The sequence below is a fragment of the Variovorax sp. YR634 genome (assembly GCF_900106655.1).
Classification (GTDB): Bacteria; Pseudomonadota; Gammaproteobacteria; order Burkholderiales; family Burkholderiaceae_C; genus Variovorax.
Window position 1 is genome coordinate 35,656 of sequence record NZ_FNOL01000030.1, and the last position, 21,434, is coordinate 57,089.

The following is a 21,434-nucleotide window of genomic DNA, read 5'->3' on the forward strand; positions in this document are numbered from 1 at the left end:
ACCATGGCTTTGTCCGATAGATGAACATGAGAATTGCCAACGCCTGCGTCTGGCGTTGCTCCGTCACCCGGTGGCCGGACCCGGCGCCTACCTTTCCCCGGACTCGAAGAGCGCCAGGTGGGCAGTGCGCAGCTGAAATTTCTGGATCTTGCCCGTCGGCGTCATCGGCATCCCGTCGACGAAGCGGATCGACTTGGGTACCTCGAACCGGCCGAGGCGCTCCTTGCAGAACGCCAGCAGTTCGTCTTCGCCGCACGAGCCGTCATTGCGGCGCAAGACCACGAACGCGGCGACCGCCTCGCCCCAGTGCGGATGCGGCAGGCCCACCACGGCCGCGGCGCCGACGGCGGGGTGGGCGAGCAGCACGGCCTCCAGCTTGACGCTGGAAACGTTCTCCCCGCCGGTCTTGATCATGTCCTTCTTGCGGTCGAGAAACAGCATGTGCCCGTCGGCGTCGAGCATGCCGATGTCGCCGGTGTGGTGCCACCCGAAGCGGCGCGCCGCGGCGGTGGCCTCCGGGTCCTTGAGGTAGCCGAGGAAGACGTTGGGCCCGCGATGGACGATCTCGCCGACCTGGCCCGGCCCGAGCAGCCGGCCGTCGTCGTCCATGACGGCGGTCTCCACCCCCGCCACCGATACGCCCCAGCAGTTGCCGTCCTTGCCCGGGTGGTCGCTCGCGCGGTAGACCATGGTCGGCGGGTACATCTCGGTCTGGCCGGTGCCCAGGCGCACGTCGGGGCACATGTCGCGCTGGATGTCCGCGAGCAGGTTCTTCGGCATCGGCGCCAGGCCGTACATGCACAGGCGCAGCGAAGAGAAGTCGGTTTGCGAGCGCTGGGGGTGCTTCATCAGCGCATCGAACATCATCGGCAGGCACGACAGCCAGGTGATGCGTTCGCGCCCGATGGCCGCCAGCATCGCCGCCGGGTCGAAGCCGCTGGCGAGCCACAGCGTTGCGCCGACCATCAATGCGCCGGTGCTGATGGCGTGCTGGGCGCAGTGGAAAAGCGGCAGCACCGAGACGACCACATCGCGCTCGGTGGCCTCGAAGCTTTGCGCGCAGCTCAGCAGCGCGCCATGGACCGAGCGGTGGGAATGCATCACGCCCTTCTGCTTTCCCGTGGTGCCGCTGGTGTACATGATGAGCGCGAGGTCATCGTCGCCACGGGCAGCGGCCAGCGGCTGCGCCGGCGGGCGCGATGCCAGCGCGTCGAAATGCAGCGTGCCGGCGGTAGCCTGGTGTTGCGTGCCGATCACCACCGTCAGCAGGCCCAGGCGCTCGACCAGCGTGCGCAGCGCCGCCACTTCGAACAGCGCTGCATCGATGAAGACCGCGCTGGCTTCGGCGTGACTCAGCACATGCTCGATCGAGGCCGCATCGAGCTGCACATTGACCGGCACCCAGACGTTGCCCGACTTGTGGATGGCCTGGATGGCCGCGAGGTGCTCGATCGAGTTGACGCACATCGTCGCGATGCGGCGATCGGCGAGTTCATGGTCGCGCAGTGCCTCGCCCACGCGCTCGCTCGCGGCATCGAGCGCTGCAAACGTGACCCGTCGATCACCCTGGATGACTGCGATCTTGTCCGGATCTCGCCTCGCGCTGCGCCGCACGACGTCTGCGAGCGAAATACGGGCGATGCTTGCGCGTTCGGTGTCGGCTGCTTGCATGCGTTGGTCTCCTTGGGGCGGCACGGCGGCCTGGTCACGGTTCCACGAAAAAGTCGATCAGCGGCTCGACGCCCGGCGTTACCAGGTAGGGCTCGAAGTCGGTGACGCCGGCATCGCGCAGCACCTGCTCGTCGATCAGCAGCTGGCCGGTGAGCTCGCGGCTCGGCCGGGTCAGGATGTGCCACGCGGCGTCCGCCATGATGGTCGGCAGGCGGGCCTGTCCCGCCACGTCGGGCGCCGCGATGCGCAGCGCGCTGGTGGCGATGACGGTGCGCGGCCACAGCGAGTTGCTCGCAATGCCGCGCCCGCGCAGCTCTTCGGCGAGGCCTCGGCTGAGCATGCTCATCGCGTACTTCGAGGTGGTGTAGGCCGCATGGCGCGCGAACCACTTGGGGTTCATGTCCAGCGGTGGCGACAGGGTCAGGATGTGCGGGTTGGCCGCCTTCTCGAGATACGGCAGGCAGGCCTGCGCGCACAGGTAGCTGCCCCGTGCGTTGATCTCGAACATCAGGTCGTAGCGCTTCATCGGCGTGCGCTCGACAGTCTCGAGGTGGATCGCGCTGGCGTTGTTGACCAGGATGTCGATGCCGCCGAAGCGCTCCACCGCGGCGTCGACTGCGCTGCGGACCTGGGCTTCGTCACGCACGTCGACCACCACCGCGAGGGCCTGTCCGCCGGCGGCGACGATTTCTTCGGCTGCGCTGTGGATCGTGCCGGGCAGGCGGGGGTCGGCCGTTGCCGTCTTGGCCGCAACCACGATGTTCGCGCCATCGCGCGCGGCCCTCAGGGCAATGGCCTTGCCGATGCCACGGCTGGCACCGGTGATGAAGAGGGTTTTCGATTTCAGGGACGGCATGGACACTCCGCAATCGCGATCGGCTATCGCAAGAGTCCGCAGGCTATTCGCCGGCGCGGAAGAAAACTTGCGCCGACTGGCTGCGCGCGTCGCAGCCAATCGACGCAAGGCGCCGCGGAATGTGCGTGCGACCATCGGCGCGGCAACTTCCGGCGTCGAGCCCTCCATCCGATGATCACGCTCTACCACTGCGCGAATGCACGTTCGTTCCGCGTTCTCTGGATGCTCGAGGAGCTCGGCGCTCCCTACCGGCTGGAGATGCTGCCGTTTCCGCCGCGGGTGCTGCATCGCGAGTACCTCAAGATCAACCCGCAGGGCACGGTGCCTCTGCTGGTCGATGGCGAAACGCTCATGACCGAGTCGGCGGCCATCTGCCAGTACCTGGCCAGCATCAACGCTCCCACCTCGCTGAACGTGGAGCGCGAGGAGGCCGGTTATGGGGACTACCTGAACTGGCTTCACTTCGGCGAGGCCTCGCTGACCTTTCCGCAGACCCTGGTGCTTCGCTACACGCTGCTGGAGCCGGAGGACCGCCGCCAGCCCCAGGCCGCGGAGGACTACGCCCAGTTCTTTTTCGTGCGCCTGCGGGCGCTCGAGAGGTTGCTGGAGGCGCAAGACTTCGCATGCGCCGGCCGGTTCACGGCGGCTGACATCTCGATCGGCTACGCGCTGCTGCTGGCCAGGGTGCTGGGCCATCACGAGCGCTTCGGCCCCGCGGTACAGCAGTATTGGAAGCGCCTGAGCTCGCGCGCAGGCTTCGAGCGCGCGATGGCGGTGCAGGACGCGGCGGCCGCCCGGCAGGGTATTCAGCAGTTGCCGACGCCCGGAACAGGGCTCGGCAGACGCCCATAGGCACGGGATGACCGACAGTGGCGCTGGCCGATGGCCTACAGGCATTGGCCTGCATGGCTCACCGCGCGCGGCCGTTGGGCTGCGAGGATGCCTCCATGCACCGCGCAAGCACCGACCTCGCGACCTCCCCATGACTTTCAAGGCCTATCTAGTCGAGGACAGCCCCGTGATTCGCGAGAACCTCGTCGGATTCCTGGAAGACGTAACTGACGCCAAGGTGGTGGCCTCCGCCAGTACCGAGGAGGAGGCCGTGGCCTGGCTGCACCAGCACACCGGCGACTGGGACCTGACCATCGTCGACCTGTTCCTGCGGCGCGGCAACGGGTTGGGCGTGATCCGCGCCTGCCGCCATCGGGCGCCGCACCAGAAGGTGATCGTGCTGAGCAACTACGCCAACGCCGCCATGCGCGAGCGTTCGCGGCAGCTGGGCGCTGATGCCTTCTTCGACAAGTCGGCCGAGCTCGATCAGCTGGTGGACTTTTGTGCGCAGGTGCGCGCGTCCCTTCCCGGCTGATGCAGGGTGACGCCGGCTGACGCGCGCATGACTGGGTCGTGCGTCTTTCTGGGGTAAAACGCCACGCTGCCGCTTTAGCGGCAACCGGACAACGGCAACTTCCCAGGAAAGCGACAGAGAGACATGAGCAACAGCAACAGCAGCAACATCGACTTCAAGGGCCGCGTGGCCATCGTGACCGGCGCGGGCGGCGGCCTGGGCCGCCAGCATGCGCTGGCACTTGCGGCGCGCGGCGCCAAGGTGGTGGTCAACGACCTGGGCGGCGCGCGCGACGGCTCCGGCGGCTCGGTGAGCGCCGCGCAGGCGGTGGTCGACGAAATCAAGGCGGCCGGCGGCGAGGCCATTGCCAACGGCGCATCCGTCACCGACTTCGAGGCGGTGCAGGCCATGGTCAAGCAGGCCGTGGATGCCTGGGGCCGCGTCGACATCCTCGTGAACAACGCCGGCATCCTGCGCGACAAGAGCTTCGCCAAGATGGAACTGGCCGATTTCAAGCTGGTGGTCGACGTGCACCTGATGGGCGCCGTGAACTGCACCAAGGCCGTCTGGGCGCTCATGAACGAGCAGAAGTACGGCCGCATCGTGATGACCACCTCGTCCACCGGCCTGTACGGCAACTTCGGCCAGAGCAACTACGGCGCAGCCAAGCTCGCGCTGGTGGGCCTCATGCAAACGCTGAGCATCGAAGGCGCGAAGAACGACATCCGCGTGAACTGCCTGGCGCCCACCGCCGCCACCCGCATGACGGAGGACCTGTTCCCCAAGGAAATGCTCGAAGCCTTCCGCCCCGAGGCCGTGGTGCCCGCGATGCTGGTGCTGGCCGCGCAGGACGCGCCCAACCGCACCATCCTCTGCGCCGGCGCAGGCACCTTCGAGGCCGCGCACATCACGCTGACGCAGGGCGCCTGGCTGGGCATTGCCGCCGACACGCCCGAGCAGCTGGCGGCGCGCCTGTCGGAAGTGACCGAGCGCGAAGGCGAGGCCGTGCCGCAAAGCGGCGCGGCGCAGGGCGCGAACGAAGTCGCCAAGGGCATGGCGAACGCGAAGAGGGGCTGACCGGCCCGCGTGTTCATGGCGCGCTTGACCTCGAGTGCACTCGAGCATTTCCAATGAATTCACCGGATGTCCGGTTCATTCATCGAAGACAAGGAAATGAAGCCATGAACACGATCGACAACAAGGCCCTGGTCCAGCGCATCCACGACGAGCTGGACAAGGGCAACGGCCAGGTCTTCGTCGACAGCCTTGCCGACGACGCCAGCTGGAAGCTCGAAGGCTCCACCGCGTGGTCGCGCACCTACCGGGGCAAGAAGGCGATCCGCGAAGAGCTGCTGAACCCGCTCTTCGCGCAGTTCGCGGGGCCCTACGTGAGCAAGACCGAGCGCATCATTGCCGAGGGCGACCGGGTGGTGGTGCTGTTCAGCGGCGACGTACCCACCAAGGCCGGCAAGCGCTACAACAACCGCTATTGCTACGTCTACCGACTCGAAGGAGGCAAGGTGAAAGAGCTGACCGAGTACTTCGACACCGCACTGGTCCAGGAGGTGCTGCAGGCGCCTTCGGCCACGGCGGCCGCCCATGCCGGCTGACACGGGCACGCCTTTTCACATCGGCGAGCTGGCCACGCGCACCGGCCGCACGGTGCACGCCATCCGCTGGTACGAAACGCAGGGCCTCGTGCCCGGCGTGGCGCGCGACGAGGGCGGCCGTCGCCTGTACGTCGAGCTGCACGTCGGCTGGCTCGACCTGATGGAGCGCTTGCGCCGCACCGGCATGTCGATTGCCGAGATGCGCGAATACACCGCGCTGGCGGTGCAGGGCAAGGTCACGCTGCGCCAGCGGCGCGACATGCTCGCGGCCCACCGCGAGCGCGTGACCGAGACCATCGCCGAGTGGAAGCGGGCGCTGTCGCTGGTCGACCGCAAGATCGACTTCTACGACGAGTGGATGGCCAGCGGCCACCGCCCGCCGCTCGTTCCTGCCGAGACGCCCAGCCTGAAGCCGCCGAAACGCGGCAGGCGCAGCGCTGCTGCTGCGGCTACTCCGCGATAAAGCTCGGGTCGGTGCGGATCGAGCCGCGGTCGCGGTGGTTGTGAAGGCGGCCCAGCGTGTTGTCCAGCAAACGCTTGAGCTTGTCGGCCGCGCCGCGGAAGGCCTCGTCGAGGCTGGCCGCGTGCTGTGTTACCGCCAGCGGCTGGTGGTGCGCCAGGCGCGCTTCCATCACGCAGCACTTGTCGCCGCCGCCGGTCTTGTCGTGGTTCTCGTCGCTCAGATGCACCTCGACGCGCGTCACGTCCTCGACGAAACGGCTCAGGTGCTGCTTGATCTCGGTGTCGGCCCAACGCTCCAGCGCGTCCTTGTTGGTGATGCCGTTGCTCGTGTTGACCTGAATCTGCATGCAATGTCCCTGCTGGATGGATGAACGAAAGCCCACTTTGCGCGCCGAAGCGCCGCGGTGCACGTAGGTCTGTTCCCTACCCATGTGCCGGGCAGGGTCCGCAATGCGGCGAGCCGGGTCAGCTCTGGATGTACGTGGTCAGCTGCTCGATGGTGGCCTCGTGGTCCGAGATGATGTCGTCCATCAGGTCTTGAATCGAGATCATGCCGACCACCTTGTCGCCGTCGACCACCGGCAGGTGGCGAAACTTGCGCTGGCTCATCAGCGTCATGCAGGCGCGCGTGCGGGTCTGCGGGGTGACGGTCATCACGTCGGGCGTCATGATCTCGCGGACCTTCACTTCCTTCGAGTTCTTGCCCTGCAGCGCAACCTTGCGGGTGTAGTCGCGTTCGGAGAGAAAGCCCACCAGCTTCTCGCCTTCCATCACCATCAGCGCGCCCACCTCGAAGCGGGCCAGGGTGGCCAGCGCGTCGAACACGCTGGTGTCGGGGGAGGTGCGCCATGCTGCGGAATCATGGCGCTTGAGCAGTTCGGAGACGGGTTTCATCGCGGGTAACTCCATCAAAGGGTTTTCGATTCGACCGACGCTCGGGCGCCGCACTCGGTCAAATCATAGGGGCGATAACTGCCCCCGCGATGCAAAACCCTCTAAGGGATTGCGCGTGTGTGCAAGGCACGCGCAATGCGAGAGAACTTAAGGTTGTTGCGCAGGCGCTGCCGCCAGCACGCGGCTCAACGCCACAGGGTCGCCCACCACCGCCTTCACGAGGCCCTTCTCGTCGAACTGCACCTGGAACTCCGACCAGCTGTCGCGCCAGTAGCGCCACACGGGTGCATCGAGGCTCGGGTTCTCGCTGGCCACCGGGTAGGCGATGGCCATCAGCACCTGCTCGCGCGTCATGCCGGGCATCACCTTGCCGGCGAGGATGGCGTCGCGGACTGCGGGCGGGAAGGCCGCCATCTTCTGCTTCGGGTCTTCGGTCACCACGTAGCGCTGCGCGAACGCGGGCAGCGGGATGTTGCGGCTGTAGTCGTTCTTGATGCGCTGCGGCTTGCCGGCGAGGTCCAGGTTGAACCAGCGGAAGTCGTAGGCCGTGATGCGCGCCGGCGTGCCCACCGCGACGATGCGCGTGCCCTGCTCGTCGTAGTTGATGTCGCTGATCGAGTCGCCGTAGGTGCGCATGTTGCAGCACAGGAAGCCGCTGACCAGCGGGCCGGGCGGCGGGGAGGGCCGCTGGGCATGGACGACGGACACGGGCACGACGGTGGCTGCCAGCAGGGCGGCAGCGGCAAGGCGCTTGAGCATGGATTTCCCTCGGAGTTGTTGGTATTGCTGCGGGGGCAGCGCGCGGATTCTAGGGTCGAACAAGCCGAAGGCGAAGGCACAATGCCCGGTTGCAGCTATCGAAAGCGTAGCAACAAGCTCCCGTTCAGGTTCCCGGTTCACAATGCGCACCCGGCCCCCTCGGCGGCCCCCATTCCCAGACAGCCAGACAGCGCGAAAGAAAGAGCCCATCGATGGCGATCCAGTGGTTCCCCGGTCACATGTATTCGACCCAGAAGGCCATCACCGAACGGGTGAAGGACATCGACGTGGTCATCGAGCTGCTCGACGCGCGCCTGCCCGGCTCCAGCGCCAACCCGATGCTGGCCGAACTCACAGCCGGCCGGCCCACGCTCAAGGTGCTCAACAAGCAGGACCTGGCCGACCCCGCGCGCACCGTGCTCTGGCTGGCGCACTACAACGCGCTGCCCGCCACGCGCGCCATCGGCCTGGACGCGAGCCAGACCACGCCCGCGCAACAGCTCGTGAAGGCCTGCCATGAGCTGTCGCCCAACCGCGGCGGCATGGCCAAGCCGATGCGCGTGCTGATCTGCGGCATTCCCAACGTGGGCAAGTCCACCCTCATCAACACGCTCACCGGCGGGCGCAAGGCCAAGACCGGCGACGAGGCCGGCATCACCAAGCTCGAACAGCGCATCACGCTGGCCGACGACTTCTATCTTTGGGACACGCCCGGCATGCTGTGGCCGCGCATCATCGTGCCCAAGAGCGGCTACAACCTCGCGGCCAGCGGTGCGGTGGGGCGCAACGCCTTCGACGAGGAAGAGGTGGCGCTGGAACTGCTCAACTATCTCAAGATGCACTACGCCGCCGGCGTGGCCGCGCGCTTCAAGCTCGTGGAGCTCGACGCCGAGACCATGGCCAGCATGAAGGACGAGTCGCTGCTCGACACCATCGGCCGCAAGCGCGGCGCGCTGCTGGGCAAGGGCAAGGTCAACCTGCAGAAGGCGGCGGAGATCGTGATGCACGAGTTCCGCGCCGGCAACCTCGGGCGCGTCACGCTCGAAACGCCCGACGAGTTCGCGCTGTGGCTGGCCGATGGCCAGCGTGCCGACGCCGAGCGTGCTGCAAAGAAGGCGGCGCGCAAGCAAAAGGGCAAGCCGAAGCCCGAGACTGCGCCCGAGCAGGACGCCTGAGGCTGCCGCGATGCCTGCCGTGTCCGATTGGCAGCAGGCGCTGGCGCGGCGCTTTCCCGAACTGGCGCCGGCATCGCTGGCAGCACTCGCCGCCCAGGCGCGCAGCGAGCCGCTGGACGCGCACCAGACCCTGCTGGCGGCCGGCAGCGCCTGGCAGCATGCATTCTGGGTCGAGCGCGGCCTGCTGCGGCTCTTCTACATCGACAGCGAGGGGCGCGAGTCGAACAAGAACTTCCACGCCGAGGACGCGTTCATCTGGCCCGTGACCGAGATGATGCGGCGCGAACCAGCAGCCTTCTTCATCGCGGCGCTGACGCCGGCCACGGTCTGGCGCCTTCCGTATGGCGCGCTGCAGGCTTCGGTGGGTGCGCTGCCTTCGTGGACCGCGCTGCAGTTGCACGCACTGGCCGGGCTGCTCGACGACAAGATGCGGCGCGAGCAGGTCTTCCTGCAGTGCACAGCGCGCCAGCGCTACGAGGCCTTGCTGCGCGAGCGCCCCGAATGGACCGGCCGCATTCCGCTGCGCCATCTGGCGTCGTACCTGGGCATGACCGACGTGTCGCTGTCGCGGCTGCGTGCCGAGATGGGGCTTATCGACGGTTAAGGCGCCGGGCCGCCAGCGGCCCGACAGTGAGGGCCTTTCTGTGCAGGAGGAGCCCCGCCATGTTCTTTCACCCGTCGACGATCCGGTTGTCGCTCGCGTGCCATGCGCTCGCCATCTTCTGGCTGGGCGTGATGGCCGGGTTCTTCTGGACCTACAGTGCCAACGTCAACTTCGCCACCCTGCAGATGGACGGCGCCACTTACGCGCTGGTGCAGTCGAGCCTGAACCGCAACGTGCGGCACGCGATGTTCTTCGGCTTCTTCTTCGGCCCGCCGTTGCTGTGCGCGCTGGCCGTGGGCACGGCATGGACCGCGCGCCGCGAGGGCTGGTGGTGGTGCCTGCTGCTGGCCGGTGTGCTCTACGGCCTGGGGATCGTGGTGTTCACGGCGCAGGTCAACCTGCCGCTCAATGCGTACACCGAGTCGTGGAATCCGCAAGGGCTGCCCTCCGACTGGGCGCAGACGCGCTCGCGCTGGAACGCGGCGAATCTCTGGCGCACAGTCGCCGCCGCGCTGGCGTTCGGGCTGGCGCTCGCAGCCCTTTGCGCACGTGCTGTGACAGCAGCTCAGTCCAGCGCGAACAGCGCCCTGGCGGCCTCGTCGAGCGCGGCGACGCGGTGCGAATCGGAGCGCGGGCCGGCGGCCGCCAGCGCGCGCTGATACATCGCAAGGCGCGTGGCCGACACAGGCCGGCACAGCGGCCGCCCCGCCGTTTGCGCCACGCCGCGCCCGGGCACCACGTAGCGGCCGGGGTTGAGCCGCGCGAAGCGGATGTACGCCTGCAGCGTCGGGAGCATGTCGGCATGCAGCGCGTCCATGCGCTTTTCCGCCTCCTTGCCGATCTGCGCGTAGCCCTTCGCGTCCTTCGTCACCGGCAGGCCGAGGATGTCGGCCATGTCGATCTCGAAATGCGTGAAGTCGCCGTAGGGGCGCTTGCAGTCGATGAGGAAGCTGAGCCAGTTCGCACGCCGCAGCAGGCGGATGTGCTCGTCCGTCACGTCGAAGGCCGCGCGCTGCGCGAAGGGCGGCTCGAATGTGTAGTGCCCGGCGACGAAGCTCGCATGCAGGAAGAAGGCGGTGGTCACGTTCACGAAGCGGTCGAAGGCCGGCGAGCTGCCGCCGTCGAGCAGGTCTTCGTACTGTTCCAGCGACATGTCGGGCGGCACCATGCCCGGCGCACCCGATTCGCAGTCGATCCACTCGGCCCGGCTGCGGCGAAACCAGTCGATGTCTGCCTGCGTGATCTCGATGCTGCCGGGCGAAGGCTGGGTCGGTGCGGATGCGGCGGGCACGTTTTTCTGCCCGCAGCCCGTTGCGGCGAGCAGGGCGGACGCGGCGCAGGCGGCCGACAGGGCCAATGCGTCCCGCCGATGGATCCATCTCACGTTGCTGTCTCCCGAAAAAAGCAATTCGACGCCCGAGGATGCCACGCCGGCCTGACACGGGCCTGAGGATGGCCCGGTGTAGGCTTGCCGGTCATCGACATCGCAAGGAGCGACATGACGCAAGCAGCGCAGGGCCAGGACGACAACGCTGGCGACGACGAAAACCTCTCGCCGGGCTGGGACGCCATCACCGCCGCACTGGAGCGCCTCTATCCGGGCCAGGAGCCGAAGCACTACGCCACCGTCCTCAAGTGGATGTTCGGCGGGCCCGATCCGCTCGACGGCGTGAGCGTGTGGAAGCGCATGGAGCCGGTGCCGCACTGGCACTACCTCAGCTATGGGCTCAGCGAGCTGTACGCCAAGGAATCGGGCGATGCCGACACCAGCGGCTACGGTTTCGAGCTGACTTTTCGCCTGGCCTGCGAGCCCGACGAGGCCGAACCGCCCGCATGGGCCATCAACTTCCTGCAGAACCTCGCGCGCTACGTGTTCAAGAGCGGCAACGTATTCGACGACGGCCACTGGATGACCGCCAACGGCCCCATCGCGCTGGAGCGCGAGACGCTGATCTGTTCGATGGGCTTCGTGTTCGACCCTGAGCTGCCGGCCATCGACACGCCGAACGGGCGCATGCGCTTTCTCCAGGTCGTCGGGCTGACGGAAGACGAGGAACGGGCATGCAAGCGCTGGGACACGCGCAAGCTGCTTGATGCGCTGCTGCCCGCGATGCCGCTGTGGGTGACCGACCTCGCGCGGCCTTCGCTGCTCGACGACCCCGAGGTGCGCCGGCGCGTGGAGGAGGGCGCGGCGCGCGACGGTTCGTCCAGCGGTTTTCTCTTCACCGACGTGCTCGGCTGGGAGACGAGCAAGCGGCTGCTGCGCGCGCCGGTCACCGAGATCACGGTCGGCGCACGCCAGGTCGACGAACTGGTCGCGCTGCTGCCGCTGCGGCTGCCCTTCGGCCGCGGGTTTCATTTTGCGAGCCGTGAGCGCGCCCTGGTCTTCGAGCACGGTGATGCCGACCGCGTGGCCGAGGAAGATGGCAAGCTGACATTGCACCTGAGCGACGCCACCGTGCGCGAACTGGCCCGCACGCTGAAGCCGATCGCAGGCACGTATGAGGTGCCCGGTTTCGGCGCCGCGCGCTGGAAGGTCCAGAAGACGACGATCAGGGATCCGCAGGGAAATGTGGTGCGCACGGTCGGCTGATTGCCGGTCGGCGCGATGGCTCCGCTGTCGCCAATGCAACTGAGCACGACCCCTTTCGTCACGCGTGTGACGGCGTTTGCCATGAGCGGTTCGTAGAGTGGATCGAACCACTTCTCACCCACTCGCAAAGGACACGCCATGCTCGAAATCGTCAAGGCAACCAACGCGGCCGCTTCCTTCAATCGCTGGGCCGGGATCGAGGCCACCCAGGCCGGCAACGGCGAGGCTGAACTGCGCATGAACTGGCGCGCGGAAGACATGGGGCAGTTCGCCGGCTTCCTTCATGCGGGGATGATCTCCGCGTTGCTCGACACCGTGAGCGGCTACGCGGCCGGCACGCTGGCGGGCCGCGTGATGACTTCGCACTTCTCGGTCAACTTCATGTCGCCCGCGGTGGGCAGTGCCTTCGTGGCGCGCGGGCGCGTGGCGAAGGCCGGGCGCAAGCAGGTGTTTGTCGCGTCCGAGCTCTATGCGCAGCCCGAAGGCAAGGGCGACGATGCACTCAAGCTCGTGGCGACGGGGAACGCAATCCTCGTTCCCGTGGACGAGCTTCAGCTGAAGCCGCGCGCCTGAGCTTCAGCCCGAACAGCGGCCGCAGCACGTTGAAGCGGCGGATCAGCCCATCCGTCAGCGCCCAGCAGCCGAAAAGCGTCAACGCCACCAGCAGCGCGGGCTCGATCACCGGGCCGAGTGCGAGCGGAGCCAGCGCGGTCACGCCGACGATGATCAGCGTCTGGTGCAGCACGTACCACGGGTACACCGATTCGTTGGCCCAGCGCAGCCAGGGCCACGGTCGGTTCAGGTGGCGGTGGCCATGGCCGAGGATGGTGGCGACGGCCAGCCACAGGTAGAGCATGCGCAGGGTGTCCATCAGCGGGCCGGTGGCCGGGCCCTTCGCGCCGGTGCGCAGCGCGATGAAGATGGCGATCACCGCGACTGCCAGCGCAAGAGACACGCGGCGCAGCCGCTCCAGCTCTTTCCACACGCCGGTGTCCACGCCCATCCAGTAGCCGTAGAGAAACATCGTGAAGTAGAGGCTGTGCAGGTGGAAGTCGCGCACCAGGTTGTGCGTGGCCGGAAAGCGCGAGGCCAGCAGCATCGTGAAGACGAGCAGCGGCACCACAGGCAGCAACAGCAGCTTCCAGCCACGCAGGCCGTTGAAGCCGCGGCGCAGCCACTGGCCGGCGGCGGAGTTCCACAGCGGCAGCGTCAGCGCGACCAGCGCCGTGTAGGTAAAGAGGTAGGGCAGGTACCAGAGATGGTTCCAGGTGATGCCGAACTCCGCGCCATCGAAGGCCCGCTTCGGCCACGGCTCGGCCATCGACAGGTAGCGCAGCAGGAAGGCGCCGAAGCCCGGCGCGACCAGCCCGTTGGCCACGCCCTGCGCATAGGCCTGGTAGGGCACGATCACCGCCATGCCGAAGGCCAGCGGCAGCATCAGCCGCAGGCCCCGGCTACGCAGCAGGCCCCAGGTGCCCTGGCCCCGGCTGAGGAAGCCGAGCGATACGCCGGAGATCAGGAAGACGAGATCCATGCGCCAGAGGTTCAGCACGCGCATCGGCCACTGCAGCCATTCGGCCGCGTGCGGGCTCTTGAGGTGCCAGGGCCAGTCGGCCACGTAGTACATGCCTACGTGATAGAGGATGACGAACAGGAAGGCCAGCGCGCGCAGGGCGTCGATGTCGTGGCGGCGATGGTCGGGCGGGAGGGTTCGTGTGGTCATCGGAGGTTCCTTGAAGCTGGAAGCCGCGATGCTCGGCCTCGTGTTCCCCGCGTGGCACGCCCGGGGGACGGATCGCCCGCGCTTTGTGACGAGCGGTGGCCCTGAGGGACGAAACTGGACGAAATTCGCCGCCCCAAGGCCCGTTTTCGGGAGAATCCCGGCCATGGGAGACCCCCGCAAGAACCTGTACGAGCGCTACGAACCAGTCCGCCGTTACGTGGAGGTGGTGTTCTGGATCGTTCTGATGACGCTTCAGGCCGTGTTCAGCACGATGGTGGCGATCGTCGACGTGCGCACGCGCGCCGTGCCGCGTGCCAACTGGGAGGTCGCGACCTGGGAGGGTTCGAGCCACCTGGTGCTGTTGCTGCTGGTTCCGGCGCTGGTTGCCGTCGAGCGCCGGTTGTCGCCGCTGGTGCGCACCCACGTGCTGCGCTTCGTGGCCTGGCATGCAGTGGCCAGCGTGGTCTTCAGCGTGATCCACGTGGTGTGCATGTTCGGGCTGCGGGCGCTGGTCTATGCCATGGCCGGCGAGCGCTACGACTTCGGCGGCTGGGTCAGCCAGTGGGGCTACGAGTACCTGAAGGATGTGCGGGTGTACGCGAGCATCGTCTTCGGCATCTGGGCGTACCGGCTGTTCATGTTGCGGCTGCAGGGCGAGGCGCGGGTGCTCGATGCGCCCGAAGCACCGGCGGAGCCGGAGCCCGTCGAACCCGAAACCCCGCAGCCTGCGCGCCCCGAGCGCTTTCTGGTGCGCAAGCTGCGTCGCGAATTCCTCATCGCGGCTACCGACATCGACTGGCTCCAGGCCGAGGGCAACTACGTCGGCCTGCACGTCAACGGCCACGACTACCTGCTGCGCGCCACGCTCACCGACTTCCTGACCCAGCTCGACCCCGCCCGCTTCGTGCGCGTGCACCGCAGCCACGCCGTGAACCTGGGTCGCATCAAGGAAATCGAGCCGCTGGACGGTGGCGACGCCCGGCTGCACATGCACGACGGCACCGCCGTGCCCTGCAGCCGCCGCTACCGGGACGCGCTGCGCGCCGGGGCGGGCTGATCCGGTGCATCGTGGGCTGAGTAAAGCCCGCTATTGGTTCACAACGCACCATTGAAGAGCTTTAGGCACCATTTTTGCTTCATTGGCCCACCGCTCCGGGTGATTCGGGTGCGGCGCACCAATTCAAACCAAAAATCAGCAAGAAGCTCCAATGGACGCACTCAAACAGGGCGCAGACGCGCTGTTCATCCTTCTCGGCGCCATCATGGTCCTGGCCATGCACGCCGGTTTTGCTTTTCTCGAACTGGGGACAGTGCGCAAGAAGAACCAGGTCAATGCGCTGGTGAAGATCCTGGTCGACTTCTCGGTCTCGACAATCGTGTATTTCCTGGTGGGCTATGGCGTGGCCTACGGCACGCATTTCTTCGTGAGCGCCACCGAACTGTCGGCAAGAAGCGGCTACGAGCTGGTGAAGTTCTTCTTTTTGCTCACCTTCGCGGCGGCCATCCCGGCCATCATTTCGGGCGGCATTGCCGAGCGTGCCAAGTTCTGGCCGCAGCTGATCGCCACGGCGGTGATCGTCGGCTTCGTCTACCCGCTGTACGAGGGCATCGCCTGGAACAAGCACTTCGGCATCCAGGGCTGGATTGCCTCGCTCACCGGCCATGAGTTTCATGACTTTGCGGGCTCGGTGGTAGTGCACGCGGTGGGCGGCTGGCTGGCGCTGCCGGCGGTGCTGCTGCTGGGCGCGCGGCGCAATCGCTACCGGGGCGACGGCTCGCTGAGCGCGCATCCGCCGTCGAACATTCCGTTCCTGGCGCTGGGCGCGTGGGTGCTGTGCGTAGGCTGGTTCGGCTTCAACGTGATGAGCGCGCAGAGCATCGACAAGATTTCGGGCCTGGTGGCCGTCAACTCGCTGATGGCAATGGTCGGCGGCACGCTGGTGGCGCTGGCAATGGGCAAGAACGACCCGGGCTTCGTCTACAACGGCCCGCTCGCGGGGCTCGTGGCCGTGTGCGCCGGCTCCGACCTGATGCACCCGCTGGGCGCGCTGGTGGTGGGCGGCGTGGCGGGCGCCATCTTCGTCAAGATGTTCACGCTCACGCAGAACAAATGGAAGATCGACGACGTGCTCGGTGTGTGGCCGCTGCACGGCCTGTGCGGCACCTGGGGCGGTATCGCAGCGGGCATCTTCGGCACGCAGGCGCTGGGCGGCATCGGCGGTGTGAACGTGTGGGCGCAGCTCATCGGCACCGTCATCGGCGTGGCATGGGCGGGGCTGGCGGGCGCGGCGGTGTACGGCGCGCTGAAGGCCTCGCTGGGGCTGCGGTTGTCGCAGGAGGAGGAATACGACGGCGCCGATCTGTCGATTCACCACATCTCGGCCACGCCGGAGCGCGAGGTCAACTGGTAGTCACCAGTGCGGCAGGGCGGGTCTGTGTTTGCTTCGCGCAGGGCCGCTCAGCACGAACGCGCGCCCTGTAGCAAACTTGCCGGACCGCTTCGTTCCATTTTCTGACGCCCATGACCCAATCTCCCCCCGCCCTCGAAGTCCTCCCCCGCGACCTCTCCGCCTACCGCAAGGGCAACACCGGCGTCGACTACGTGCACCGCTTCGAGTCCGGCAAGCCCGGCCCGCACGTGCTGATCAACGCGCTGACGCACGGCAACGAGATCTGCGGCATGACGGCGGCCACGCACCTGCTCGACAACGACGTGCGCCCGAAGGTCGGCACGCTCACCGTGAGCTTTGCCAACGTGGCAGCGTACGAGTCCTTCAACGAAGCTCTGCCCTTCGACAGCCGCCAGCTCGTGCACAACCTCAACCGCATCTGGTCGCCCGAGTGGCTCGATGGCACCGAAGACAGCCCCGAACTGAGCCGTGCGCGCATCCTGCGCCCGGTGGTGGACGCGGCCGACCACATCCTCGACATCCATTCGACCAGCCAGCCCGTCGTGCCGTTCTGGGTGTACCCGGCGTTCGAGCGCAATGCCAGGGTCGCACTGGCCATCGGCCGCCCGTCGGTGCACCTCGTGATGCCCGACGGCCTGGGCTCGGGCACGCCGCTGATCCAGTACGGCAGCCACGGCGGCCCGGACGGCAAGGGCGTGGCGATGGTGGTCGAGTGCGGCCAGCACTTCTTGCGCTCCGCGTCGGAACTGGCCACTGCCGTCACCTACGACTTCCTTGCGTACTTCGGCCTCGTCGACAAGGACCCGGCCACGCCGGAACCCGAGCCGCAGCGCCGCTTTCAGCTGCTGCAGACGTATGTCATCAAGTCGGCGGACTTTGCGTTCGTGCGGCCGCTGATCGGCTTCGAGACCTTTGCGAAGGGCGAGTTGATCGCGACAAACGGCGACGAGGAAATCCGCGCGCTGTGCGACGACTGCACGATCTTCATGCCGGCGCAGCGCGCGATCGTGGGGCGCGAGGCTGTGTATCTGACCAAGCCGATTTGAGGCTGAGCCGGTCTCCAGTCTGCCTCAGGCCGCGATGAACAACGCCGGGTCCACCATCGCCCGGTTCAGCATCACAGACCAATGCAGGTGCGGCCCCGTCACCCGGCCGGTCGCGCCCACGGCGGCCAGCGGCTCGCCGGTCTTCAGCACATCGCCGACTTTCACATCGACCCGGCTCAGATGGCAGTACATCGTCAGCAGGCCGCCTCCATGGTCGAGCCACACGGTGCCGCCGTTGAAGAAATAGTCCCCCGTGTCGATCACCTTGCCGGGTAGCGGCGCCAGCACCGGCGTGCCTGTGCCCGCCGCGATGTCCATCCCGCTGTGCGGATTGCGCGACTGGCCGTTGAACACCCGGCGCAGGCCGAACGAACTTGAGCGACGACCCGGCACAGGCACGCGCATCTGCAGTGACGCATCCGCCCGCATGTCCGTGAGCGTGGCCATCACGGTGGCCTGGTGGTCGCGTTCGCGCTCGTAGCGGGCCTGGTCCTCGGGCGACAGGTCGACCGTGCGGGGCGCCACCGTCAGGCGTTGTTCGCGGTATTGCTTCGGGGCCACCGTGTAGGCGATCTGGCGCTCGGGCTTGCCTTCGGCGCGCATCGCGATGCTGGCCTCGCCGGGTTCGGCTGCGAGCGGAATGCCGACCAGTGCGGTCCATTCGATGGCGTCGCCCAGCACGAGCAGGGGCACGTCGCCCGCGAAGGCCTGAGGCCGCTTCGCCGATGGGCCGAGCGACAAGCGGGCCACGCCGCCCGGCACCTGGGACGCGTGTGGCCACACGCCGGGCTGCGCCGGTTGTTTCTTCGTCTTGGCCGGTGTCGCGGCGTTGGCGTGCGTTGCGGGCAATGCAAGCAAGCCGATGACGCCGAGCAGGGTGCTGCGGCGATTCAGGACGACGGGAGCGAGATCGGGGATGTGCATGGAAGAGGCTTGAAGAATGAATGAAGGTTGTACGGCTGTTCGTGCGTCGCCGCGCCGGTTGTCTATTCGCGCCAGGTGCCGGGCGCCAGTCCGTCGAGCGTATGAGGCCCGATGGCGGCGCGGATCAGGCGCAGTGTCGGCAGCCCCACGGCCGCCGTCATGCGCCGCACCTGGCGGTTGCGGCCTTCGCTGATCGCCAGCTCCAGCCACGCGGTGGGAATGCTCTTGCGCTCGCGAATGGGCGGCTGTCGCTCCCACACTTCGGGCGGTGGGTCGAGCAGGCGTGCCCTCGCGGGGCGTGTGAGGCCGTCGTTGAGCTGCACGCCGCTGCGCAAGGAGGTGAGTGCCGCTTCGGTCGGCACGCCCTCCACCTGCACCCAGTAGATCTTCTCCATCTTGAAGCGCGGATCGGCGATGCGTGCCTGGAGCTTGCCGTCGTCAGTAAGCAGCAGCAGGCCCTCGCTGTCGGCATCGAGACGGCCGGCGACGTAGACGTCAGGGATGTCGATGAAGTCTTTCAGGCCACGCCAGCGGCCTTCGGGCGTGAACTGGCTGAGTACGCCGTAAGGCTTGTTGAAGCGGATCAGGCGGGAAGAAGGGCTCGGAAAATTCATTGGCCGACAGGATAGCCCGGGTCTGTCCTGCAACATTCGATGGCCCTGGTGGCTCCAATCGGTTCATCACACAGGAGAACCTGGAATGACGATGCGAAGCTCCATCCATCTTGCCTGCGCCGCGATTGCAGGCCTTCTGCTGGCGGCGTGCAACAGCCCAGGCATCCGCGTGGGCGGCGCGCCCGAGGCGAGCGTCAAGAACTGTGTGGCTGCGGCTGCGCGCGAACTCAGGGTGCCGCCGGGCAGCATCGTCGCGGACAGGGGGACGACGCCGCGCGACGGCGTCTACACGATCAACCTGAAGGTCGGGCCGCAGGGCCGCTCCGCCGTGTGCACCACCGATGAGAACAGCGCGGTGATCGGCGTGGTCTACAAGCGGCCCGAATAAGCAGCGCAGAACGACCGGGTTACTTGCCCCAGCTGTCCCGCATGCCGGCCGCACGGTTGAACACCAGCTTGCCGTCCGTGCCGCCCTTCGAATCGCGCACGAAGTACCCGTGCCGCTCGAACTGGATCCCGACGCCGGGTTCGGCCTTGGCCAGCGAAGGCTCGACGAACGCCGAGCAGACTTCAAGGCTCTGCTTGTTCAGCTCGTCCAGCAGCTCGCCGCTGCCCGGGTTCGCTGCCGCGAACAGCCGCTCGTACAGCCGCACTTCGGCCTGCACTGCATCCGCAGCCGCCACCCAGGTGATGTTGCCCTTCACCTTGATCGCGTCCGCGCCCGGCGTGCCGCTCTTGGTGTCGGGCACCAGCGTGGCCTGCACTTCGACGAGCTTGCCGCTCGCATCCTTTGTGCCGCCGGTGCATTCGATGACGTGGCCGTACTTCAGCCGCACCTTGTTGCCCGGGAACAGGCGGAAGAAGCCCTTGGGCTGCACTTCTTCGTAGTCGGTGCGTTCGATCCACACCTCGCGGCCGAGCTTGAAGTCGCGCTTGCCCATTTCGGGGTGGTGCGGGTGCACGGGCGCCGAGCAGTCGTCGAGCACGTCGTCGCCGCCCATCAGCTCGCCCCAGTTGGTGATGACGAGCTTGATCGGGTCGAGCACGGCCATGGCGCGCGGGGCGACGGGGTCGAGGGTGTCGCGCAGCGCGGCTTCGAGGCTGGCGTAGTCGATCCAGCCGCCCGACTTGGTGGTGCCGCTGCGCTCGCAGAACAGGCGCAGCGCCTCGGGCGTGTAGCCGCGGCGGCGCAGGCCGGCAATGGTGGGCATGCGCGGGTCGTCCCAGCCGTCTACGTATTTTTCTTCGACCAGCTGGCGCAGCTTGCGCTTGCTGGTGAGCACGTGGGTCACGTTGAGGCGCGCGAATTCGTACTGGCGCGGGTGCGGGCTGGCGACGAGGCCGCCTTCGGCGAGGCGGTCGAGCAGCCAGTCGTAGAAGGGGCGCTGGTCTTCGAATTCCAGGGTGCAGATCGAATGGGTGATCTGCTCCAGCGCATCTTCGATGGGGTGCGCGTAGGTGTACATCGGGTAGATGCACCACTTGTCGCCGGTGTTGTGGTGGGTGGCCCGGCGCACGCGGTACAGCGCGGGGTCGCGCATGTTGATGTTGGTGCTGGCCATGTCGATCCTGGCGCGCAGGATGGCGGCGCCGTCGGCCACCTGGCCGTCGCGCATGGCGCGGAAGCGCGCCAGGTTTTCTTCGGGCGTGCGGGTGCGGAAGGGGCTGTCGGTGCCGGGCGTGTTGAAGTCGCCGCGGTTCGCGCGCACTTCGTCGGCGGTTTGCTCGTCTACGTAGGCGAGGCCGGCGCCGATGAGGTATTCGGCGGCCTCGTACATGAAGTCGAAGTAGTCGCTCGCAAAGTATTCGTGCGGCTGCAGCGTGCCGGGGGCGCTGGGGCGGTCGGCCAGGTAGGTTTCGTAGCCGAGCCACTTCACCGCGTCGCGGATGGAGTCGACGTATTCCTGGTCTTCCTTCTCGGGGTTGGTGTCGTCGAAGCGCAGGTGGCTCACGCCGCCGTATTCCTTGGCCAGCTCGAAATTGAGCCAGATGCTCTTGGCGTGGCCGATGTGCAGGTAGCCGTTGGGCTCGGGCGGAAAGCGCATGCGCACCTTGGCCGGATCGACCATGCCCTGGGCATGATGGGCGGCGTTGCCGGGCGAACCGCCCCATTTGCGGCCAGAATAGGCACCCTGTGCGAGGTCGTTCTCGATCACGTGGCGCAGGAAATTGCTCGGAGCAGCGGTCGTTTTGGCGCCGTTTTTGTCGGTCGGGGAGGTCATCGTTGCATTTTAGGGGTCACCCCCTATGAGTTACCTTTGGCAACGTTCTTCACATTGCCCGGTGCACCCCCTTTGCAATTGCCGCGTTCAATACACACATGGGCGGTTCACACCCGAACGCAGCCCACCGTAACAAGGAGTCCGAATCATGAGCCTCACACGTTCAACCTTCTTCAAATGGGCCGCCGCAGGCGTCGTGGCAGCCGGTGCATTGTTTGCCGCCACTTCGGCCAGCGCCCGCAGCGACGTCAGCTGGTCCATCGGTGTCGGCGTTCCCGGCGTGGCTGTGGGCGTGGGCGGTCCGGCCTACTACCCGGCCCCGGTCTACGCGCCGCCGGCCCCTGTCTATTACGCCCCGCCAGCGCCCGCCTACTACGCGCCGCCGCCGGTGTATTACCGTCCGGCCCCGGTCTACTACGCTCCGCCGGCGTATTACGGCCCGCGCTACTACGGTCGTGGCTACTACCGCGGCCATGGCCACTGGCGCTAAAACGCCACGGCATTCGTGACTGAATGAAAAAAGCC

Annotated in this window: 25 protein-coding genes; 15 read left to right on the forward strand and 10 right to left on the reverse strand. The window is 67.2% G+C overall.

What is annotated here, in order from left to right; all coding sequences use genetic code 11:
• Positions 1 to 87 precede the first annotated feature (87 nt).
• The gene (locus BLV60_RS30960; RefSeq protein WP_093059144.1) at positions 88 to 1,671 is read right to left on the reverse strand and encodes a class I adenylate-forming enzyme family protein; all 1,584 of its coding nucleotides are present in this window, start codon (positions 1,669 to 1,671) and stop codon (positions 88 to 90) included.
• Positions 1,672 to 1,705: 34 nt separating this feature from the next.
• A complete protein-coding gene (locus tag BLV60_RS30965) occupies positions 1,706 to 2,527 on the reverse strand; it encodes an SDR family oxidoreductase (protein WP_093059146.1) in 822 nt (273 codons plus the stop codon).
• Between the two features lie 171 nt (positions 2,528 to 2,698).
• Here BLV60_RS30965 and BLV60_RS30970 point away from each other — a divergent pair, with 171 nt between their 5' ends.
• From BLV60_RS30970 to BLV60_RS30990, 5 genes are all read left to right on the forward strand, one after another.
• Positions 2,699 to 3,379: a glutathione S-transferase family protein gene (locus BLV60_RS30970; RefSeq protein WP_093059148.1), complete on the forward strand. Its 681-nt coding sequence runs from the start codon at positions 2,699 to 2,701 to the stop codon at positions 3,377 to 3,379.
• A gap of 130 nt (positions 3,380 to 3,509) precedes the next feature.
• Positions 3,510 to 3,893, forward strand: coding sequence for a response regulator (locus BLV60_RS30975; protein ID WP_093059150.1), 384 nt, complete (start codon positions 3,510 to 3,512; stop codon positions 3,891 to 3,893).
• Between the two features lie 123 nt (positions 3,894 to 4,016).
• Entirely contained in the window at positions 4,017 to 4,949 is a 933-nt protein-coding gene (locus tag BLV60_RS30980; RefSeq protein ID WP_093059151.1) for an SDR family NAD(P)-dependent oxidoreductase, read from the forward strand.
• A 104-nt stretch (positions 4,950 to 5,053) separates the two neighbouring features.
• Positions 5,054 to 5,482 (forward strand): nuclear transport factor 2 family protein, encoded by a 429-nt coding sequence (locus BLV60_RS30985; protein ID WP_093059153.1) that lies wholly within the window; start codon positions 5,054 to 5,056, stop codon positions 5,480 to 5,482.
• Positions 5,472 to 5,945: a MerR family transcriptional regulator gene (locus BLV60_RS30990; protein ID WP_093059155.1), complete on the forward strand. Its 474-nt coding sequence runs from the start codon at positions 5,472 to 5,474 to the stop codon at positions 5,943 to 5,945. Before BLV60_RS30985 ends, BLV60_RS30990 begins: the two co-directional genes overlap by 11 nt.
• Here BLV60_RS30990 and BLV60_RS30995 read toward each other — a convergent pair.
• From BLV60_RS30995 to BLV60_RS31005, 3 genes are all read right to left on the reverse strand, one after another.
• On the reverse strand, positions 5,932 to 6,291 hold the full coding sequence (locus BLV60_RS30995; RefSeq protein ID WP_093059157.1) for an HPF/RaiA family ribosome-associated protein: 360 nt from the start codon (positions 6,289 to 6,291) through the stop codon (positions 5,932 to 5,934). The two genes, BLV60_RS30990 and BLV60_RS30995, sit on opposite strands and share 14 nt — an antisense overlap.
• A gap of 118 nt (positions 6,292 to 6,409) precedes the next feature.
• Positions 6,410 to 6,838 (reverse strand): CBS domain-containing protein, encoded by a 429-nt coding sequence (locus BLV60_RS31000; RefSeq protein WP_093059159.1) that lies wholly within the window; start codon positions 6,836 to 6,838, stop codon positions 6,410 to 6,412.
• Between the two features lie 147 nt (positions 6,839 to 6,985).
• The gene (locus tag BLV60_RS31005; protein ID WP_093059161.1) at positions 6,986 to 7,597 is read right to left on the reverse strand and encodes a cell envelope protein SmpA; all 612 of its coding nucleotides are present in this window, start codon (positions 7,595 to 7,597) and stop codon (positions 6,986 to 6,988) included.
• A 212-nt stretch (positions 7,598 to 7,809) separates the two neighbouring features.
• Here BLV60_RS31005 and ylqF point away from each other — a divergent pair, with 212 nt between their 5' ends.
• The 3 genes from ylqF to BLV60_RS31020 are packed head-to-tail and all read left to right on the forward strand — an operon-like array spanning position 7,810 to position 10,035.
• On the forward strand, positions 7,810 to 8,772 hold the full coding sequence (gene ylqF, locus BLV60_RS31010; protein ID WP_093059163.1) for a ribosome biogenesis GTPase YlqF: 963 nt from the start codon (positions 7,810 to 7,812) through the stop codon (positions 8,770 to 8,772).
• Between the two features lie 10 nt (positions 8,773 to 8,782).
• Complete coding sequence (locus BLV60_RS31015; protein WP_093059165.1) at positions 8,783 to 9,376, forward strand: Crp/Fnr family transcriptional regulator; 594 nt, start codon at positions 8,783 to 8,785, stop codon at positions 9,374 to 9,376.
• A gap of 59 nt (positions 9,377 to 9,435) precedes the next feature.
• On the forward strand, positions 9,436 to 10,035 hold the full coding sequence (locus BLV60_RS31020; protein WP_093059167.1) for an anthrone oxygenase family protein: 600 nt from the start codon (positions 9,436 to 9,438) through the stop codon (positions 10,033 to 10,035).
• Here the strand turns inward: BLV60_RS31020 and BLV60_RS31025 are convergent.
• A complete protein-coding gene (locus tag BLV60_RS31025; RefSeq protein WP_143042659.1) occupies positions 9,942 to 10,760 on the reverse strand; it encodes a hypothetical protein in 819 nt (272 codons plus the stop codon). The genes BLV60_RS31020 and BLV60_RS31025 overlap by 94 nt on opposite strands.
• 114 nt (positions 10,761 to 10,874) lie before the next feature.
• On the opposite strand from BLV60_RS31025, the gene BLV60_RS31030 reads away from it, so the two are divergent.
• Positions 10,875 to 11,969: a suppressor of fused domain protein gene (locus BLV60_RS31030; RefSeq protein ID WP_093059171.1), complete on the forward strand. Its 1,095-nt coding sequence runs from the start codon at positions 10,875 to 10,877 to the stop codon at positions 11,967 to 11,969.
• Between the two features lie 138 nt (positions 11,970 to 12,107).
• Positions 12,108 to 12,542, forward strand: a complete 435-nt coding sequence (locus tag BLV60_RS31035; protein ID WP_093059173.1) for a PaaI family thioesterase — start codon at positions 12,108 to 12,110, stop codon at positions 12,540 to 12,542.
• On the opposite strand, the gene BLV60_RS31040 is transcribed toward BLV60_RS31035, so the two are convergent.
• The gene (locus tag BLV60_RS31040) at positions 12,472 to 13,692 is read right to left on the reverse strand and encodes an acyltransferase family protein (protein ID WP_093059175.1); all 1,221 of its coding nucleotides are present in this window, start codon (positions 13,690 to 13,692) and stop codon (positions 12,472 to 12,474) included. The two genes, BLV60_RS31035 and BLV60_RS31040, sit on opposite strands and share 71 nt — an antisense overlap.
• 163 nt (positions 13,693 to 13,855) lie before the next feature.
• Between BLV60_RS31040 and BLV60_RS31045 the strand changes: the two genes are divergently transcribed.
• From BLV60_RS31045 to BLV60_RS31055, 3 genes are all read left to right on the forward strand, one after another.
• Entirely contained in the window at positions 13,856 to 14,749 is an 894-nt protein-coding gene (locus tag BLV60_RS31045) for a LytTR family DNA-binding domain-containing protein (RefSeq protein WP_093059177.1), read from the forward strand.
• A 151-nt stretch (positions 14,750 to 14,900) separates the two neighbouring features.
• A complete protein-coding gene (locus BLV60_RS31050) occupies positions 14,901 to 16,103 on the forward strand; it encodes an ammonium transporter (protein WP_093059179.1) in 1,203 nt (400 codons plus the stop codon).
• 110 nt (positions 16,104 to 16,213) lie between these two features.
• Entirely contained in the window at positions 16,214 to 17,149 is a 936-nt protein-coding gene (locus BLV60_RS31055) for a M14 family metallopeptidase (protein WP_093059181.1), read from the forward strand.
• A 24-nt stretch (positions 17,150 to 17,173) separates the two neighbouring features.
• Here the strand turns inward: BLV60_RS31055 and BLV60_RS31060 are convergent, their stop codons facing one another.
• Together BLV60_RS31060 and BLV60_RS31065 are read right to left on the reverse strand one after the other, a co-directional pair.
• A complete protein-coding gene (locus tag BLV60_RS31060) occupies positions 17,174 to 18,073 on the reverse strand; it encodes a M23 family metallopeptidase (RefSeq protein ID WP_093059183.1) in 900 nt (299 codons plus the stop codon).
• Between the two features lie 62 nt (positions 18,074 to 18,135).
• Positions 18,136 to 18,687 carry a pseudouridine synthase gene (locus tag BLV60_RS31065; RefSeq protein WP_093059185.1) on the reverse strand — a complete coding sequence of 184 codons (552 nt, stop codon included), beginning with the start codon at positions 18,685 to 18,687 and terminating at the stop codon, positions 18,136 to 18,138.
• Between the two features lie 85 nt (positions 18,688 to 18,772).
• Between BLV60_RS31065 and BLV60_RS31070 the strand changes: the two genes are divergently transcribed.
• Complete coding sequence (locus tag BLV60_RS31070) at positions 18,773 to 19,075, forward strand: hypothetical protein (RefSeq protein ID WP_176929018.1); 303 nt, start codon at positions 18,773 to 18,775, stop codon at positions 19,073 to 19,075.
• Positions 19,076 to 19,094: 19 nt separating this feature from the next.
• Here BLV60_RS31070 and BLV60_RS31075 read toward each other — a convergent pair whose 3' ends face one another.
• Complete coding sequence (locus BLV60_RS31075) at positions 19,095 to 20,909, reverse strand: glutamine--tRNA ligase/YqeY domain fusion protein (RefSeq protein ID WP_093059187.1); 1,815 nt, start codon at positions 20,907 to 20,909, stop codon at positions 19,095 to 19,097.
• 148 nt (positions 20,910 to 21,057) lie between these two features.
• Between BLV60_RS31075 and BLV60_RS31080 the strand changes: the two genes are divergently transcribed.
• Positions 21,058 to 21,399: a hypothetical protein gene (locus BLV60_RS31080; RefSeq protein ID WP_093059189.1), complete on the forward strand. Its 342-nt coding sequence runs from the start codon at positions 21,058 to 21,060 to the stop codon at positions 21,397 to 21,399.
• Positions 21,400 to 21,434 lie beyond the last annotated feature (35 nt).